General features: G+C 60.9%; 17 protein-coding genes and 1 pseudogene. 6 read left to right on the forward strand and 12 right to left on the reverse strand.

Going from position 1 to position 15,844, the window contains the following annotated elements:
• Positions 1-123: 123 nt before the first annotated feature.
• The 8 genes from mucR to QN222_RS14015 all read right to left on the reverse strand — a co-directional run bounded on the left by mucR (position 124) and on the right by QN222_RS14015 (position 6,903).
• Positions 124-555: an exopolysaccharide biosynthesis transcriptional regulator MucR gene (mucR, locus tag QN222_RS13980; protein ID WP_136504043.1), complete on the reverse strand. Its 432-nt coding sequence runs from the start codon at positions 553-555 to the stop codon at positions 124-126.
• A gap of 406 nt (positions 556-961) precedes the next feature.
• Positions 962-1,321 carry a monovalent cation/H(+) antiporter subunit G gene (gene mnhG, locus QN222_RS13985; protein WP_283962665.1) on the reverse strand — a complete coding sequence of 120 codons (360 nt, stop codon included), beginning with the start codon at positions 1,319-1,321 and terminating at the stop codon, positions 962-964.
• Positions 1,321-1,695 (reverse strand): cation:proton antiporter, encoded by a 375-nt coding sequence (locus QN222_RS13990; RefSeq protein ID WP_283962666.1) that lies wholly within the window; start codon positions 1,693-1,695, stop codon positions 1,321-1,323. The genes mnhG and QN222_RS13990 overlap by 1 nt, the downstream gene beginning before the upstream one ends.
• The gene (locus QN222_RS13995) at positions 1,695-2,171 is read right to left on the reverse strand and encodes a Na+/H+ antiporter subunit E (protein ID WP_283962703.1); all 477 of its coding nucleotides are present in this window, start codon (positions 2,169-2,171) and stop codon (positions 1,695-1,697) included. Before QN222_RS13995 ends, QN222_RS13990 begins: the two co-directional genes overlap by 1 nt.
• An 11-nt stretch (positions 2,172-2,182) precedes the next feature.
• Positions 2,183-3,742: a Na+/H+ antiporter subunit D gene (locus tag QN222_RS14000; RefSeq protein WP_283962667.1), complete on the reverse strand. Its 1,560-nt coding sequence runs from the start codon at positions 3,740-3,742 to the stop codon at positions 2,183-2,185.
• Between the two features lie 7 nt (positions 3,743-3,749).
• Positions 3,750-4,127, reverse strand: coding sequence for a Na+/H+ antiporter subunit C (locus QN222_RS14005; protein WP_283962668.1), 378 nt, complete (start codon positions 4,125-4,127; stop codon positions 3,750-3,752).
• Positions 4,127-4,546: a Na(+)/H(+) antiporter subunit B gene (locus tag QN222_RS14010; RefSeq protein WP_283962669.1), complete on the reverse strand. Its 420-nt coding sequence runs from the start codon at positions 4,544-4,546 to the stop codon at positions 4,127-4,129. Before QN222_RS14010 ends, QN222_RS14005 begins: the two co-directional genes overlap by 1 nt.
• Positions 4,543-6,903, reverse strand: a complete 2,361-nt coding sequence (locus QN222_RS14015; RefSeq protein WP_283962704.1) for a putative monovalent cation/H+ antiporter subunit A — start codon at positions 6,901-6,903, stop codon at positions 4,543-4,545. The genes QN222_RS14010 and QN222_RS14015 overlap by 4 nt, the downstream gene beginning before the upstream one ends.
• 144 nt (positions 6,904-7,047) lie before the next feature.
• Between QN222_RS14015 and QN222_RS30325 the strand changes: the two are divergent.
• Both QN222_RS30325 and QN222_RS14025 read left to right on the forward strand, forming a co-directional pair.
• Positions 7,048-7,380, forward strand: a pseudogene (locus tag QN222_RS30325) (peptide-methionine (R)-S-oxide reductase); the annotation flags it as partial.
• 145 nt (positions 7,381-7,525) lie between these two features.
• Positions 7,526-8,026, forward strand: a complete 501-nt coding sequence (locus QN222_RS14025) for a hypothetical protein (RefSeq protein ID WP_283962671.1) — start codon at positions 7,526-7,528, stop codon at positions 8,024-8,026.
• A 16-nt stretch (positions 8,027-8,042) separates the two neighbouring features.
• Here the strand turns inward: QN222_RS14025 and QN222_RS14030 are convergent, their stop codons facing one another.
• From QN222_RS14030 to QN222_RS14040, 3 genes are all read right to left on the reverse strand, one after another.
• Positions 8,043-8,705 carry a hemolysin III family protein gene (locus QN222_RS14030; protein ID WP_283962672.1) on the reverse strand — a complete coding sequence of 221 codons (663 nt, stop codon included), beginning with the start codon at positions 8,703-8,705 and terminating at the stop codon, positions 8,043-8,045.
• A 427-nt stretch (positions 8,706-9,132) separates the two neighbouring features.
• Positions 9,133-9,474: a TraR/DksA C4-type zinc finger protein gene (locus QN222_RS14035; RefSeq protein ID WP_283962673.1), complete on the reverse strand. Its 342-nt coding sequence runs from the start codon at positions 9,472-9,474 to the stop codon at positions 9,133-9,135.
• A 61-nt stretch (positions 9,475-9,535) separates the two neighbouring features.
• On the reverse strand, positions 9,536-9,958 hold the full coding sequence (locus QN222_RS14040; protein WP_283962674.1) for a universal stress protein: 423 nt from the start codon (positions 9,956-9,958) through the stop codon (positions 9,536-9,538).
• Between the two features lie 348 nt (positions 9,959-10,306).
• Between QN222_RS14040 and QN222_RS14045 the strand changes: the two genes are divergently transcribed.
• The 3 genes from QN222_RS14045 to QN222_RS14055 all read left to right on the forward strand — a co-directional run bounded on the left by QN222_RS14045 (position 10,307) and on the right by QN222_RS14055 (position 14,015).
• A complete protein-coding gene (locus tag QN222_RS14045; RefSeq protein ID WP_283962675.1) occupies positions 10,307-11,200 on the forward strand; it encodes a VOC family protein in 894 nt (297 codons plus the stop codon).
• A gap of 118 nt (positions 11,201-11,318) precedes the next feature.
• Positions 11,319-13,427: a S9 family peptidase gene (locus QN222_RS14050; protein WP_283962676.1), complete on the forward strand. Its 2,109-nt coding sequence runs from the start codon at positions 11,319-11,321 to the stop codon at positions 13,425-13,427.
• A 60-nt stretch (positions 13,428-13,487) separates the two neighbouring features.
• Positions 13,488-14,015: a DUF1697 domain-containing protein gene (locus QN222_RS14055; RefSeq protein ID WP_283962677.1), complete on the forward strand. Its 528-nt coding sequence runs from the start codon at positions 13,488-13,490 to the stop codon at positions 14,013-14,015.
• 6 nt (positions 14,016-14,021) lie between these two features.
• Here the strand turns inward: QN222_RS14055 and QN222_RS14060 are convergent, their stop codons facing one another.
• Positions 14,022-14,642, reverse strand: a complete 621-nt coding sequence (locus QN222_RS14060) for a TetR/AcrR family transcriptional regulator (protein ID WP_283962678.1) — start codon at positions 14,640-14,642, stop codon at positions 14,022-14,024.
• Between the two features lie 231 nt (positions 14,643-14,873).
• Here QN222_RS14060 and QN222_RS14065 point away from each other — a divergent pair, with 231 nt between their 5' ends.
• The gene (locus tag QN222_RS14065; RefSeq protein ID WP_283962679.1) at positions 14,874-15,830 is read left to right on the forward strand and encodes a homocysteine S-methyltransferase family protein; all 957 of its coding nucleotides are present in this window, start codon (positions 14,874-14,876) and stop codon (positions 15,828-15,830) included.
• The last annotated feature ends 14 nt before the right edge of the window (positions 15,831-15,844 follow it).

Here is a 15,844-nt window from a genome sequence, read left to right on the forward strand (position 1 = left end):
GCGAGACCTTGTCGCAAAAACGAACAAGGCCGGGCGCTTGTTTCGGCCCGACCTTCTTTCCAAAACGAAACGCTGAGCGCACTCGTCCGTGCTCAGCCTTCCCGGGCCAAGCGGCGAACGGGATTACTTCCCGCGGCGCTTGCGACGCTGTCCGAGGCCCATCTCCTTGGCGAGACGCGAGCGGGCTTCCGCATAGGCGGGCGCAACCATCGGATAGTCCGCAGGCAGATCCCACTTTTCGCGATACTCTTCGGGCGAAAGATTGTGATGGGTCATCAGGTGGCGCTTCAGCGACTTGAACGTGCCGCCGCATTCAAGGCAGGTGATCTGATCATCCTGAACCGACTTGCGCACCGAAACGGCGGGTTTCGGCTTCTCGACCGGAACCACCACCGGTGCAGGAGCCGTCGTGTTGTTAAGGGCCGAGTGAACATCGGCTATGAGCGTCGGAAGCTCGGCAACCGGAACCACGTGGTTGCTTACATAGGCGGCAACGATTTCCGCCGTCAACTCAACCAGGAGTTCGTGGCTCGCGCCGGGCGTGGTTTCTGTCATTTCTTTCTCCTATCGGAATCCAGCAACAAATCTGAAACAGCGTTTCAGAGGGAGGAATTCGCGAAAATGCCGCCGAACAGCGCCCGCTGCCTTGGAATTGACCGATAACTGTACGGCGAGGACCAAGGTTCTGCCGCAACATCAAGGCTCGAATTGGGATAGCGAAACCCGCCACCAAGGCATCAGGACAATCGACACCTCAAAGCAACGGATAATATTCACAACTCAAGCTGGAATTTCAGTTCAAAGTATTTTCCACGACGACACTTTGCATTTACTGCATTAACATTGATCGCCGAAAAGTCCAAACATAATTTTATCGAACAGCAGCAACTTTATTCCAAAATGCTAAAATTGTGACCGCACGCGGATTTGTCCGGAAATACAAAGACAGAAACGGTGTCGATCAAAGCCGACGTGGCTCTTCCTTTTGTGGAAGCTGATCTATTACCGACAGTTTCGTCAGCCTGTAACCCGCCTGGTGCGCGGCTTTGGCCAAGAGATGGGCGGAGATCGGCGCCGTCAGAATGAAGAAAACAAAGCCAGCAAGCGCACGCACGAGAATTGCACCGTCGAGGGAATGCAACCCCGCCGCCAGAAGCAAGAGGCCGGAGCCGATGGTTCCCGCTTTCGACGCCGCATGCATGCGTGTGTAGAGGTCGGGAAACCGAACGATCCCCAAAGCGGCCAGCAGCGAGAATAAAGCGCCGACAACGACGATCAACGCGACGACAAGCGTGATTGCGGCATTGGCTTGCGCTTCCATCAACGTGTTCCTCGGCGTTTGCGGCGCGCCGGCGGGGCGGCCTTGCCGCGCTTCGGTGATGTCTTTTTGGTGGGCGCGGCATGCGCGGACTGTTCCGGTGCCAGGCCGCGCGCCAGGATGAAACGGGCGAAGGCAACGGTCGCGAGAAAGCCGACCAGGCCCAAAGCGATGGCAATGTCTATGTAAAGGTTGAAGCCGGTCTTGATGGCGATCACGGCAATAAAACCGATCGCGATCGCCACCAGCATATCGAGCCCGAGGACGCGGTCCGGCAAAGTGGGCCCCCGGATGATACGCAACACGGTCATCAAGAGCGCGGCGGAGAGGAGCACCAGCGCGAAGCCGATCGCTGCGGAAAGCACGGTCTCAGCCATCACGATCCAAAGGCCTCCCGGATTCGGCGTTCGAAGCCGCGCGCGATGTCCTGTCGAAGTGTGCCCGGATCGGCGCAATCGAGCGCATGGACGTAGAGATTCTTGCGATCGTCGGAAACGTCGACCGAAAGGGTTCCCGGCGTCAGAGTGATGAGATTGGCGAGCAGCGTGATCTCGAAGTCGCTCTTGAGCGTCAGTGGGTAGGCGAAGATACCGGGCTTCAGCACCATCTTCGGCTGCATGACGAGAATAGCGACCTTGGTCGCGGAAACAGCGAGTTCCTTGAAGAAGAGCAGCATGAGAAGCAACATGCGCAGAGGCCTTATCGGATAGGTCACCGGCCGCAACTCACGCCGGATGAGCGCAAGCGACAGCGCGCCGACCAGGAAGCCGAGCACGAGATTTGCGAGGGTGAAGCTCGAACTGATGGCGCCCCAGATGGCGGTGAAGATCAGGTTGATCGCAAGGAACTTCATTCCCGGGAACTTCATCTCAGGCCTCCCGCAGGAAAGACTGAATTCAGATACGCCGACGGCTCCGCAAGCCCAGCGGCCGCACTCTGGATCGTCGCCAGCAACGGCTCCGGATAGAGCCCGATCCCGAGCGTGAGGAGGGAAAGGCCCGCAAGCGGCACCAATACGACCGGGGGCAGCCGCACGGTCTCGGCAGCCGCACCGGGCTCGTCGCGCCAATAGGCAAGCAGGAACAGACGGCCGGTCGCAATCACCGTGCAGAAGCCGGCAAGAAGGAGTGCCGCCGCAAGCCACCAGGCACCGATGTCGAGCGCCGCCTTGACGAGCATGACCTTCGGCCAGAAGCCGGAAAAGGGCGGCAGCCCGGAGACGGCGAAACACAACATCAAGGTCAGCGCGGCAAATCCCACGTTCTTGCGGTACAGGCCCGAGACCGTCGCGATGGAAGAGCCCCCGCCGAGCCGCGCGGCGATTCCGGCGGCGAAATAGAGGCCGGTCATCACCAGCATCGAATGGAGCGCGTAGAAGATCGCGCCGCCGATACCGCCAGGACCGCCGACAGCGATCCCCGCCAGCATCGACCCGATCCCTGAAACCACGAGATAGCCAAGGATGCGGCGGAAGTCGGTCTGCGCCAGCGCGCCGAGAACACCGACAATCATCGTCAAGGCTCCTGCAAGCGCCATGACGAAGCTCAGTTCCTCTCTTTCAACCGGAAAAAGCATGACCATCACGCGGATCAGAGCGTAGATACCGACCTTGGTGAGCAGACCGGCAAAAAGCGCCGACACGACGACGCGCGGGGTGTGGTAGGAGGCCGGCAGCCAGAAATTCACCGGGAACGCTGCAGCCTTCATGCCGAATGCCAGCACATAGAGCGCCGTCAGCGTCATCAACGGCGCGCTGCCCCGCAAGCCTTCCGCCTTGCGGGCGATGTCGGCCATGTTCAGCGTCCCGAACACGGCATAAAGATAGCCCGTCGCGACCAGGAACAGCGTCGTTGCCACGAGATTCAGGAAGCCATACTTCACCGTGCCGTCGATCTGCTCGGGCTCGGAACCGAGAACCAGAAGACCGAAGGAGGAAATCAGCAGGACTTCGAACCAGACGTAGAGGTTAAATATGTCCCCGGTCAGGAAAGCGCCGGAGACGCCCGCCATCAGCAGCATCAGGAACGGATAGAAGCCGTAGCGCCTGCCGCTGTCGTTGATATCGGCGAGCGAGAAGATACCGCCGGCGAGGGCAACGATTGCCGCGACCAGAGCAAAGAGCGCCCCCGTCAGATCGACCGTGAAGGCGATGCCGAAGGGCGGCAACCAACGCCCCATGACCATGGTCTCCGGCCCGTGGGCCGCCACATGTCCAAGCAATAGCGCGTCGATGAGGACCAGTCCTACGAGCCCTGCAACCGCAATGATCGGGTGAAGGCCGACCGCGCGGCGCAACATGACCAGAACCGCGCCGACGGCGAAGCACCAGGCGACCGGCAGGATCACCAGCCAGTCGGCACCGGTCGTCGGGCCGAGAACGAGCGCGGCGGAAAGATCGACGGAGGATGAGGTCGGGACAGCCATGGGTCGATCAATATCCAAGCGGCGGCATCGGTTCCTTCACCGGCTCAGCCACACGCATCTCATCCGTGTTGTCGGTCGACAGATCCTCATAGGCGCGCCAAGCGAGAACCAAGAGGAAGGCGAAGAAGGAAAAGGAAATGACGATCGCGGTCAGGATCAGCGCCTGCGGCAACGCATTGGCGGCCGGGCCGCCCAGCGTGTCGACACCGCCGGCAATGACCGGCGGCACGTCGCGCGTCAGCCGCCCCCCGGTGAAGATCAACAGGTTGACCGCATTGCCGAGAACCGCCACGCCGAGGAGCACGCGGATGATGGACTTCGACAGCATCAGGTAGACCGCGACAGTAAAGAAGATGCCCACGAGCAACGCAAACCAAGCCTCCATCACTCGCCTCCCCGTTCTTCAAGCGAAAGCGCGACCGAACTGATCGCTCCGACAACCACGAGATAAACGCCGGTATCGAACAGCATGACGGTCGAGAGCGGGATCTCGACACCGAAAAGCGACGGATAGATCCACAGCCCGGTCATGAACGGCACATGCGCAAAGAGCGAAATCAGACCCGCGACCGTCGCGGCAAGGAGCCCCGCGCCGGCGATCGCCATCGGATGGAAATAGATCGCGCGCCTTACCGTCTCGACGCCGTGGGCGATGCCGTAGATCGCCAAGGCGGAGACGGCAATCAAGCCGCCGATGAACCCGCCGCCCGGTTCATTATGGCCACGCAACAGGACGAAGATCGAGAACAGCGTCATCAGGCTTGTCAGGAACGGCGCGACCGTACGGAAAATCACCGATTTCATGCGCGTTCCTCCGCATCCTGCCGCTCATCGGTGCCGCGCTTGAGCGAACCCGCCCTCAGCCGCACGAGCGAGAGAATGGCGAGACCGGTGGTCATCACCACGGCGATTTCGCCAAGCGTGTCCGTGCCGCGGAAATCGACGATGATGACGTTGACGACATTGGCTCCGTGCGCGATCGACTTCGAATAGAGATTATAGAAATCCGTCAGCGTTGCGTCGAACGGCATGCCTGTGGCTCTCAGCAGAAAGAGGCCGAAACCGAGCCCGCAGGCGAGCGCGATCATCGAGTCGGGAACCTTCTGGTGCAGCGGCCGGTGATCCGAAGGCGAAAGCCTCAGCCGGGTCATCACCAGTGCCAGCACCACGACCGACAGCGTCTCGATCATGAACTGGGTAAAGGAGAGATCCGGCGCGCCGTAGAGCAGGAAGATAACGGCGACGGCAAAACCCTGGATGCCGAGCGAGACAATCGCAGTCAGACGATCGGCGGCGAGCACCACGGCCACGAGGCCCGCGACGGCAATGGCCATGATCGCAAGCTCATGCGCCGGAACGTCCGCCGCGAAGAACGGCGCCCGCGGCAGTTCCCCATAAAGGACCGGAGTTGCAAGCAGGACCGCCGCGACCAGCACGAAGACGGCGGTCATGTAGACGTCGAGCTTGCCGCTTTGTACCCGGCGAGTGATGGCCACGGCGATCCGCAAAAGCCCGCGGATGAACTGGTCGAAACCTCGGTCCGGCCCCCAGCCGATATCGGCAAGCACGACGGCCATGCCTGCCCGGAGGCGATCGAGGTTGAGATAAAAGACGACACCGACCAACACGGTGGCGGCAGATAAAAGTAGCGGCATGCCGATATGCGGGACCAGTGAGATCGTCACCGTCCGCGGTCCGCCGGCAATGGCGGAAGACATCGGCGAAGAAATCAGCCGATGAGCAAGACCGGACATCAGCGCGATCGACAGCCCCTTCAATGCCAGAATCGCCGGACCGAGCCAGAGGAGGACCGGCGCCTCATGGGCTTGCCTCGGCGTCTCTACTTTCGGTCCCAGGAATGGTCTCAAGGCGACGGCGAAAGCGACGGCAAACATCAGGGCGTTACCGACAACGGTCAACGCCGCAAAGGCCATCGAGCGCGGATCGAAACCGGAAAGCGCACCATAGATTTCCTCCTTTGCGAGGAAACCGAAAAAGGGCGGCAGGCCGGCCATCGAAAGTGCGCCGGCAAGAGCGATCACGAAGGTCAGCGGCATGGCCGAGCGCAACCCGCCGAGCTTTGTCAGGTCGCGCGAGCCCGTCTCGTGGTCGATGATGCCCGCAACCATGAACAGGGCGCCCTTGAACAGCGCGTGCGCCACGAGATAGAGCGCTGCTGCCTCGACCGCATGCGGCGAACCGACGCCTGTCAGCAGGACCAGAAGACCGAGCGAAGCCATCGTCGTGTAGGCAAGCATCAGCTTGAGGTCGGTTTGACGCACCGCCAGCGCTGCACCGCTCACGAGCGTCGCCACCCCGAACAAAGGCAGCAGGATTTGCCATTCCGGCGTGCCCCCGAGCACCGGATTGAGCCGCATCAGCAGGTAGACGCCCGCCTTCACCATCGTCGCGGAATGCAGATAGGCCGAAACCGGCGTCGGAGCCTCCATGGCGTTCGGCAGCCAGAAGTGGAACGGAAACTGCGCAGACTTGGTAAAGGCTCCGCCCAGCACCAGAAGAAGTACGGCAAGGTAGAACGGGCTCTCCTTCAACTCCGCGCCGAACGAGAGAAGCAAAGAGAACTGGGTAATACCGCTCACGTTCCAGAGGATGAGAAGGCCGGCAAGCAGCAGCAGGCCGCCTCCCCCCGTGACGACCAATGCCTGCAGCGCCGCACGGCGTGCGGCCTCGCGGCCGTGATCGAAGCCGATCAGCAGGAAGGACGTAATCGACGTCAGCTCCCAGAAGACGAAGAGCATCAGGAAACTGTCCGAAAGGACGAGACCCTGCATGGAGCCCATGAACATCAGGATGAAGGAAAGGAACCGGCCCTGATGCGGATGGCCCTTTAGATAACCGCCCGAGTAGAGGACGATCAGCGCCCCGATGCCGGAAATCAAAAGTGCGAACGTCAGCGACAGCCCGTCGATCAGCCAGGAGAAGCTGACGTTGAAGGAGGGAATCCAGGCATAGCCGCCGGTGACGATTTCGCCGTCAGCGATTTCCGGAACGAAGCCGAGGAAATGCACGAAGATCGCGGCCGGCGCGAGAGCCAGCAGCCAGGCGGCGTTGTGGCCGAGAAATCGCGTCAGCACCGGGGCAACGAGTGCCGCGACGAAGGGGAGACCGAGGGCCAGAAATGTCAGGGCCGCGACATCCATCGTCTTGGCAAGCTCCTTCGCCGTTTTGACCATCCGATCAAATTGTTACCGGACATAGAATAAGGCCTGTTCCGCCTCAAGAGTGAATCGGCACGAATCGGAGGTGCGCGACAGTAATACACTGCAAAGCGCAGGCAAATGTTGCAGTATCGCAGTACCTGCGAACGTGGCACCGAAGCATCCTATTCCTGGCTCCTTCTCGATAACAAAAGGATCGGCGCGCGATAAAGGCGTCCGCTGCAGCCGGGCTCTTCTCCGGTCGGAGACGAGTTCGATTCCGGCTGTGTCCAGCCAAGCGGTTTCGCACCCATCGACGGCCAGGCGATCAGAGAATATGATCGCGCGCATTTCATGGTGCGGACTGTAATCCGCTGCGCGGAGCGCGACGCCGTCTCGGCCGTGTTTTTCCGATACCCCTCCGGCGGCAGGCTTGCGTTGTTGCCTCAACGGCACGGCCATACCTTCGAAGAGGATTGACAGCGCGACACGGAAGCGGTGCCATGAGTGTGAGCGCTGCGTTGTGTTGAACGCGTGGCGCTCCGGCTGTTCCGCGAGAAACAGCAGGGGCTTCGGGGCCGGGCTACGAGGAGCGGCAATCGAAGCAAGCCAAAAGGATGCCCGCATGCGCCGCGCTTTCTTCGCCCTCGCCCTCCTCACAGGGCTCGCGTTTCCCGCAGCCGCGGAGGACGACTGGCATTCCTATGCCAATCCTCGCTTCGGCTACACGGTGGAGATTCCGCCGGGCTTCGAACTGCGCCAGGACGCATCCGACGAGGGCGACGGCGTGAGTTTCCATGCGGACGACAACGGAGCGACGCTTGCGGTGTTTGGAAGTCATCCGCTGGATGGCGATTTCGAAACCGATGTGGCCGACCACATCGGCCTCGAGACTCAGGATGATTGGAGGATGCTGTTCTCGCGCGTGACGCCTGCCTGGGCGAGCTTCTCCGGCGCGCGTGACGACGAAGTATTCTATGCCCGGGCGATCGCCCTTTGCGACGGAAGTGCCGCCTATTTCCGCCTGCAATATCGCAAGAATCCGCTGACGAGTTTCGACGGGATCATCTCGCGCATGGCCGCGGCGTTGAGGCCGTCCGACGGCTGTCGGCCCGCGCCGGAATGACCGGGGATGAAGAGAGTCAGGACAGCGCTGCGCCGCTGAAGCAGGTCACGACCGCCGAATAGTGCACCGCCGAACCTGCAACGACAAAGCCGTGCCAGATTGCGTTCTGGAAGCGCAAGCGTTCCCAGACATGGAAGATCACGCCCGTCGAGTAAATGACGCCGCCAATCAGGATCAGGATCAATGTCGTCGCCGTCAGCGTGGATAAAAGCGACCGGGCGGCGAGCACGCCGCTCCAACCCATGCCCAGATAGAGCAGGATCGCAAGCCGGTCGAACCGACCGGGGAAGAGACACTTGATCACTATGCCCAGCGCGGCGATGGCCCAGATGCCGATCAGCATTCTGGAAAGGAACGGATTGTCCCAGCCGCGCTGGAGAAACGGCGTATAGGTTGCCGCGATCAGCACGAAGATCGAGGAATGGTCGAACCGACGCAAAAGCCACTTCACCCGGCAGATCGGGAAGAGATTATAGAGGAAGGACACCGAAAGGGTGGTGACGAGCCCGACGCCATAAATCCAAGCGGCGGCAAGCTGACCGGACGTGCTCCAAAGCGTCGCGTAGAAAATCAGCGCCGTGACACCGCAAAGCGCTGCCGCAAGACCGATGCCGTGGACGATCCCATCCGCAATCAGTTCGGATCGGTCATAGTTCCACTTGACAGCGTCAGTCTCCACGCGATCCTCCCCTCGACGCCGCGTCAACATCCCTTGGACACACAAAGGGCCTGCTCATGCCCGGGTCCGCACCGCGATCGGAAGTCGAAACAATTTCCCGATCGGCGGCTGATGTCAGGCCCGACGCAGGCACGTGTTCTACCCGTTTAACGTGCCACAGTACGCGCCCACGGCAAAGAGCCGTCGGACGACGAAAGGATCAATTTTTGCAACCTATTACAACAATCGGCTGATGTCCTGCAAAGCCGGCCGGCTTGCCTCCGGTCGGCCGCCCCGGATCGGCGGTTGAAGGTAACCGCGGAGTGACATCTTGATTGTTACGGCACGTGGCAACTACGCCGGTGGACGCTGTCGGAACGACAATCCGCCGCGGTCAAGCCCGCCAGCGAGCGGGAGAGTCGTCAAAACCAAATTGCGTGAGCCCAGCTTATTTTGCGCGTGCTATCTCCGCCGCACAGGTCTGGCAAAGCGGAGCGTGCGGCACCGCGTGCAATCTTTCCGGCGAAATCGGGTCACCGCAGCGTACACAGGTGCCGAAGGTTCCGGCCTCAATTCGGTCCAGGGCGGCATCAATGGCACGGATCTCGCCCTGACCCGCGAGGCCGAGGCCTTCCAATACCTCGTCGTTTTCCCGCTCGGTGACGCGATCCGGTACGTCGGCATTCATCGGCTGATCGAGATCCTCCTCGATCTTCACCAGCCGGCCATAAAGCTCGTGTTTGCGGCGGAGAAGCTGTTCGCGAAAATCATCAAGCGCGTACTTGTCCATTTGCAGGGCTCCTTGGTCGCGGCGCGGTTCGAACCACGCCGCCTTCTTGTTCTTGGCATCTTTACCGGTCGACGAGAACGGCGCAGGGGCAATGGCTGACGACGCGGCTGGCGGTCGAACCAATAAAATAGTCGATCAGGCCCGGCCGGTGCGAAGCAATAATCACGAGGTCCGCATTCTCTTCCTTGGCGAGAGCGTTGATGGTGCCGGCCGCCCCGCCGGTGCGGATTTCGATACGCCCCTTGATCCCATGCTTGGTCTTCAACGCTTCCAGCGTCTTGACCGCATGCTTGCGCGACTCCTCGATCATCTCGAGCGGAAAATCGACGATCATATACCCCTGCGCGTAGGCGTTGAGGTCCTCTACGACGTTGAGCAGGACGATTTCGCCCCCTTCGTCGATCAGCTTCTCGGCGATGCTGAGTACGGATTCGCCATGCTCCAGCTGATCCATGGCGATCGGGACGATGATTTTTTTGTACATGCTGCACTCCTTCTGTTGCGTTCCCGGGTCGCCATATGGCGAGGCCAGCCCCTAAGCGCGGATCAAGGAGAAGGCCGGTCTTCACTTCTCCCGTATCCGCGCCAACATGAATTTGCGCGGAGGCGATGTTCCAGCATTGATTGAAATCAAATCGACCGCCACCGTCGTATTAGCATCACTGAAAGATCAGGTAGTGCGGTGGTCATGACTGTCAACGCTCATCGAACACAACATCAAGTAATATAACGGCTTTCCTGAACGTGGTCACGGGCCCATATTTATGGCAATTTGAAGAAACTGCGACCGGTGGCCACACGAGCAACGGGCCCGCCCCAGAAAGGCGATGCAATGCAAGATACAACCCACTCGTACCCGGCAATCAGCGTGCCCGCGGACCACGCGGTCGCGATGCCGGCCTTTGTCGACCGGTCCCACCTCGTCGTCCAGGATCTGCCGATGGTTTCTGCCTGGTACCAGCGGATTCTGGGGCTGACGCCGATCGAGACCAGCGCCAAGGGTGAAACCCTCGGCGTCGCCGGCAAACCCCTGCTGACGCTGACGACCGAAGGGAATGCGGCAAGAGCGCCGCGCAACGCGCCCGGTCTGTTCCATACCGCTTTTCTCGTACCCAATCGGCGCGAGCTCGGACACTGGCTTGCGCACGCGGCACAGCACAACATTCGCCTGCAGGGCGCATCCGACCACTTGGTCAGCGAGGCAATCTATCTCTCCGACCCGGAGGGTAACGGCATCGAGGTCTATCGCGACCGCCCGCGCGGCGAGTGGACCTATCAGCCGGACGGCACCGTGGCGATGAGCACGCTGCCGCTTGACCTGCAGGCCCTCTATGACGAGGCGCCGAAGGACCATTGGGACGGTCTCGCCGAAGGCACGACGATCGGCCATATCCATCTGCAGGTCTCCGATATCCCCCAGGCGGACGCGTTCTTTCGTGACGTGCTCGGATTGGACCTGATGGCGCGCTACCCCGGGGCGAGCTTCTTTGCCTCGGGCAGGTATCACCACCATGTTGCGGCCAATATCTGGAACTCCCGAGGCGCGTCCAAGCGGCAGAGCAACATGACCGGCCTTGCGGACTATACCATCAGCTTCAGCGATGCTCAGAAGCTCGCAACGGCGCTCGCCAGGCTCGATGAACTGGAAATACCGGTAAGCAAGCAATGCGACGTCCACAGCCTGGTCGACCCATGGGGCATCGGCCTCAAACTCGCCGCCTCATAAAGGGGCGGCGAGCCATCCTCGATAAGTGCCTTTAGGACGAACGAACGCCGGCTTTCTGCTTGATCGCCGCAATGGTGCTCTCTATCTCATGGTCTCCCATCAAATCCGGAGACACGCCTTGTCTGCTTTCAAGAACCTGCCCACCGCCCCCGTCGCTCCGAAGAAGCCGGTCACCGATACACGCCACGGTATCAGCCGGACCGACGACTATGCCTGGCTCCGGGCGGACAATTGGCAGGCCATGTTCAAGGATCCTTCCATTCTCGATCCGGAAATCCGCAAGCATCTCGAAGCGGAAAACGCGTACATGAACGCGGCGATGGCGGACACGAAGGAATTGCAGAAGAGCCTCTTTGCCGAGATGCGCGGCCGCATCAAGGAGGACGATTCTTCCGTTCCGATGAAGGACGGGGCCTTCGCTTACGGGACCGCTTACGTGACCGGCGGCGAACAGCCCCGCTACTTCCGGATCCCGCGCGACGGCAACCATAAGGACGAGGCGATCCGCCATGTGCTGCTCGACGGCGACAAGGAAGCCGAAGGCAAGGCTTATTTCCGCCTCGCCGGCATTGACCATTGCAGCGACCATTCACGAGGCATCTGGGGCTACGACGACAAGGGCTCGGAATATTTCACCCTGAAAGTGCGCGACCTTTCAACCGGCGACGATCTGCCCGATGTGATCGAGAATACGGGTGGCGGCGGCGCATGGGCGCCGGACGGCAAGAGCTTCTTCTACACCGTGCTGGACGAGAATCATCGACCGTCGAAGATCTTCCACCACGTCATCGGCACGCCCCAGAAAGACGACCGTCTCGTCTACGAGGAAAAGGACCCGGGTTTCTTCATGTCGGTCGGCGGGTCGCTGCTCGACGACTTCATCTACATCGATATCCATGACCACGAAACCAGCGAATACCGGCTGCTTTCGACCAGGAACCTGACCGCCGAGCCGCAGCTCGTGGCTGAACGCGTAACTGGTCTCGAATACTTGATGACGGAAGGCGGCGATGTTTTCTACATCCTCACAAATGCCGATGGCGCCAAGGATTTCAAGATCATGGAAGCGCCCGTGGAAGCGCCGCAAAAGGGAAACTGGCGCGAAGTCGTGCCGCACAAGCCAGGCACGCTGATCCTTAGCCACATGGCCTATGCCCGCCATCTGATCTGGCTGCAGCGTCGCGACGGATTGCCGGAAATCGTCATCCGTGACCGCAAGACCGGCGAGGAACACGCAATCGCCTTCGCGGAGGAAGCGTACTCTCTGGGGCTCTCGGGCGCTGCCGAATACGACACCGACGTCATCCGCTTCTCCTACTCGTCGATGACGACACCGTCGCAACTTTTCGACTATGACATGGCAACGCGCCAGCGCACGCTCCTGAAGACCCAGGAGGTGCCCTCCGGCCACAACGTGGACGACTACGTGACCCGCCGTGTCTTTGCGCCGTCATGGGATGGAGTCGAGGTGCCGGTCACCCTGCTCTACCGCAAGGATACGCCGCTCGACGGCACCGCCCCTTGTCTGCTCTACGGTTACGGCGCCTACGGCATCACCATTCCGGCCGGCTTCAACACCAACTGCCTCTCGCTCGTCGACCGCGGCTTCGTCTACGCCATAGCCCATATCCGCGGCGGCAAGGACAAGGGCTTCCAATGGTACGAAGACGGCAAGATGGCGAAGAAGACCAATACCTTCAAAGACTTCATCGCTGCCGCTGACTATTTGAATCAGGAGAAGTTCACGTCCTACGCGAACATCATCGCCGAAGGTGGCTCGGCCGGCGGCATGTTGATGGGCGCGGTCGCCAACATGGCGCCGGAGAAGTTCAAAGGCATCATTGCCGCCGTTCCCTTCGTCGACGTGTTGAACACCATGCTCGACGACACCCTGCCGCTGACGCCACCGGAATGGCCCGAATGGGGCAATCCGATCGAGAGCGCCGAATTCTACAACATCATCGCTGGCTACTCGCCCTACGACAAAGTGGAGGCGAAGCCCTATCCGGCAATCCTGGCGCTCGGCGGCCTGACCGATCCGCGCGTGACCTACTGGGAGCCGGCGAAGTGGGTGGCGAAACTCCGGGAGAAGACCACCGGCAGCGATCCGATCCTGATGAAAACCAACATGGATGCCGGCCACGGTGGGGCGTCCGGACGTTTCCAGCGGCTGGAGGAAATCGCCTTCGAATACGCCTTCGCCATCAAGGTCGCGGGCAAGATGTAGAGCGGGATGTGCTTTTGGGTCGAGGACCCCAAGATCATCATGATCCAACGGAGGAAGAAAATGCCGGTCTATGTCGCACTGCTGCGGGCGATCAATGTCGGAGGGACCGGCACGCTTCCGATGGCGGAACTGAAGGCCACTTGCGAGGGCCTCGGCTTCACCGATGTGAAGACCTATATCCAGAGCGGCAATGTGCTCTTTCGGTCAGGGCTTTCCGAAGCCGAGGTGCAGAAGGCGCTCGAGGACGCACTGGCGGAACGGATGGGCAAAGCGCCCGGCGTCATCTTGCGGAGCCGCAGCGAACTCAAAAAGGTCATCGACAAGGCGCCGTTTGCGAACGCCAAGCCGAATTTTCTGCTGGTGACCTTCCTGCCCGAGCCGCCGCCCGCTGATGCGCTTGACAAGCTCGTCGCGCCGGACGGCGAAGAGGTGCAGATCAGCGGTAGGGAGATTTATATCCATTTTCCCAACGGCTCGGGAAAATCGAAGCTGAGATTGCCCGCTCTCAAGCCGGGCACAGCCCGCAATCTCAACACCGTCCGGAAACTGGCCGAACTGGCCGCGGAACTCGAGGAAAGCGGTGCCTGAAGCCCATCAGGCCTGCGCCATCGGCTGAAACAGCAGCCGCACGAAGGTGCGGAAGACCAGTAACTGGTCGGGCAGGCTCTTCGGTTCCTTCAACGCCTTTGACAGCACGATGCCGCCCTCGAGCACGGTCGAGACCATGTCGGCCAGTTGGTCGGCGTCGAGCGCTTCGCGCGGGCGGTAGTGGCACATGATTTCGCGGAACATGCCGCCGAAGCGCTGGCGCCACATCAGCGCCGCCTGCCGGTTGATCTCCTGGATCTCGCGGTCGAAAGCGCGTTCCTGCGTGCACATGGTAGCGACAAGGCAACCGGGATGGCCGTTCGGCAGGTCCGAGAGCAATTCCGACAGCAGCTTCAGGCCAAGCAGAAAGGCCTGCAGGGGATCATCCGAGAGCTCGTGCGCCCGGCTGAAGATCTCGTCGTAGATCCGTTCGTCGTTTTCGATGTAGCGTTCCAGGAGTGCCTTGGCGAGTTCGTTCTTGTCGCGGAAATGATAGAAGAAACCGCTCTTGGTAATGCCGGTTTCGGCGATCAGCTCGTCGATCGAGGTTGCCCCGAAACCCTTCGCCAGCACGGCGGCTTCGGCGACATCGAGGATCCTCGTTCGCGTTTCCTCACCCTTTCGCATGGTCCGCTCCTGTACCGCCGGTACGGTTCTCCGCTCCGAAAACGCCAGTCGCGTTCTCTGCCGCAACCGAAACTCGACAGCCAAGTATTTGTTTTAACACCGATATCAGGATATTCCGCACGTAGTATACCGCAACTCCTCTAGTTTAGCAGATGATAAAAAGGCAGAAATTCATCCGATCCCTGGCACGGAAAACCCGTGAAGATCAAAGGAAAGAGGATGGAGCAAGAGATGGCCAAGTACAGAGAAAACTTGCCGCTGCTGAATGGAGGCACATTCCTCAGCGATGGTGGCATGGAGACGACGCTGATTTTTCACGACGGCTTCGAACTTCCGCATTTCGCTTCCTTCGTGCTTTTGTCGTCGGCCGAGGGCCGCCGGAAGCTTCTGCAATATTACACCCACTATCTCGACGTCGCCCGACGTCATGATACCGGTTTCGTGCTCGACACCGCCACCTGGCGCGCCAATGCCGATTGGGGCGAGAAGCTCGGATACGATGCGGAAGCGCTGGCAACTGCCAACCGCGACGCGGTCTATCTGCTGACCGGGTTGCGCACCGAATACGAGCGGCCGCAAGCGCCCATTGTCCTCAATGGCGTGGTCGGTCCACGCGGCGACGGCTACAAGGCCGGCAGGATGAAGGCCGACGAGGCCGAAGACTACCATGCGGCCCAGATTGCCACGTTCGCCGCAAGCGAAGCCGACATGATATCAGGTGTTACGTTGAACAATGTCGCCGAGGGTATCGGCATTGCTCGTGCCGCCAGAAGGCATGGTATGCCCTGCGCAATCTCCTTCACGGTCGAGACCGATGGACGGCTGGTGACCGGCCAGTCACTGCGGGATGCGATCGAGACGGTGGACGCGGAGACGGACGGCTATCCGCATTACTACATGATCAACTGCGCGCATCCGAGCCATTTCGACGGTGCACTCGACCAAGGCCAGTCCTGGGTCAAGCGGATCGGCGGGATTCGCGCCAATGCCTCGATGATGAGCCACGCTGAACTTGACGAGAGCGAGACGCTCGATGCAGGCGATCCGGCAGATCTCGCCCGGCGCTATCGGTCGCTGACCGGCCGCATGCCGCAACTGCGGGTGCTCGGAGGCTGCTGCGGCACCGACCATCGCCACATCGCGGCGATCTGCGAAGCCTGCCTTCCTCGCACGGCGCTCAGCGCCTGACCTGGAGACAAAGC

This window comes from Sinorhizobium sp. 6-70 (assembly GCF_030124375.1).
Classification (GTDB): domain Bacteria; phylum Pseudomonadota; class Alphaproteobacteria; order Rhizobiales; family Rhizobiaceae; genus Sinorhizobium.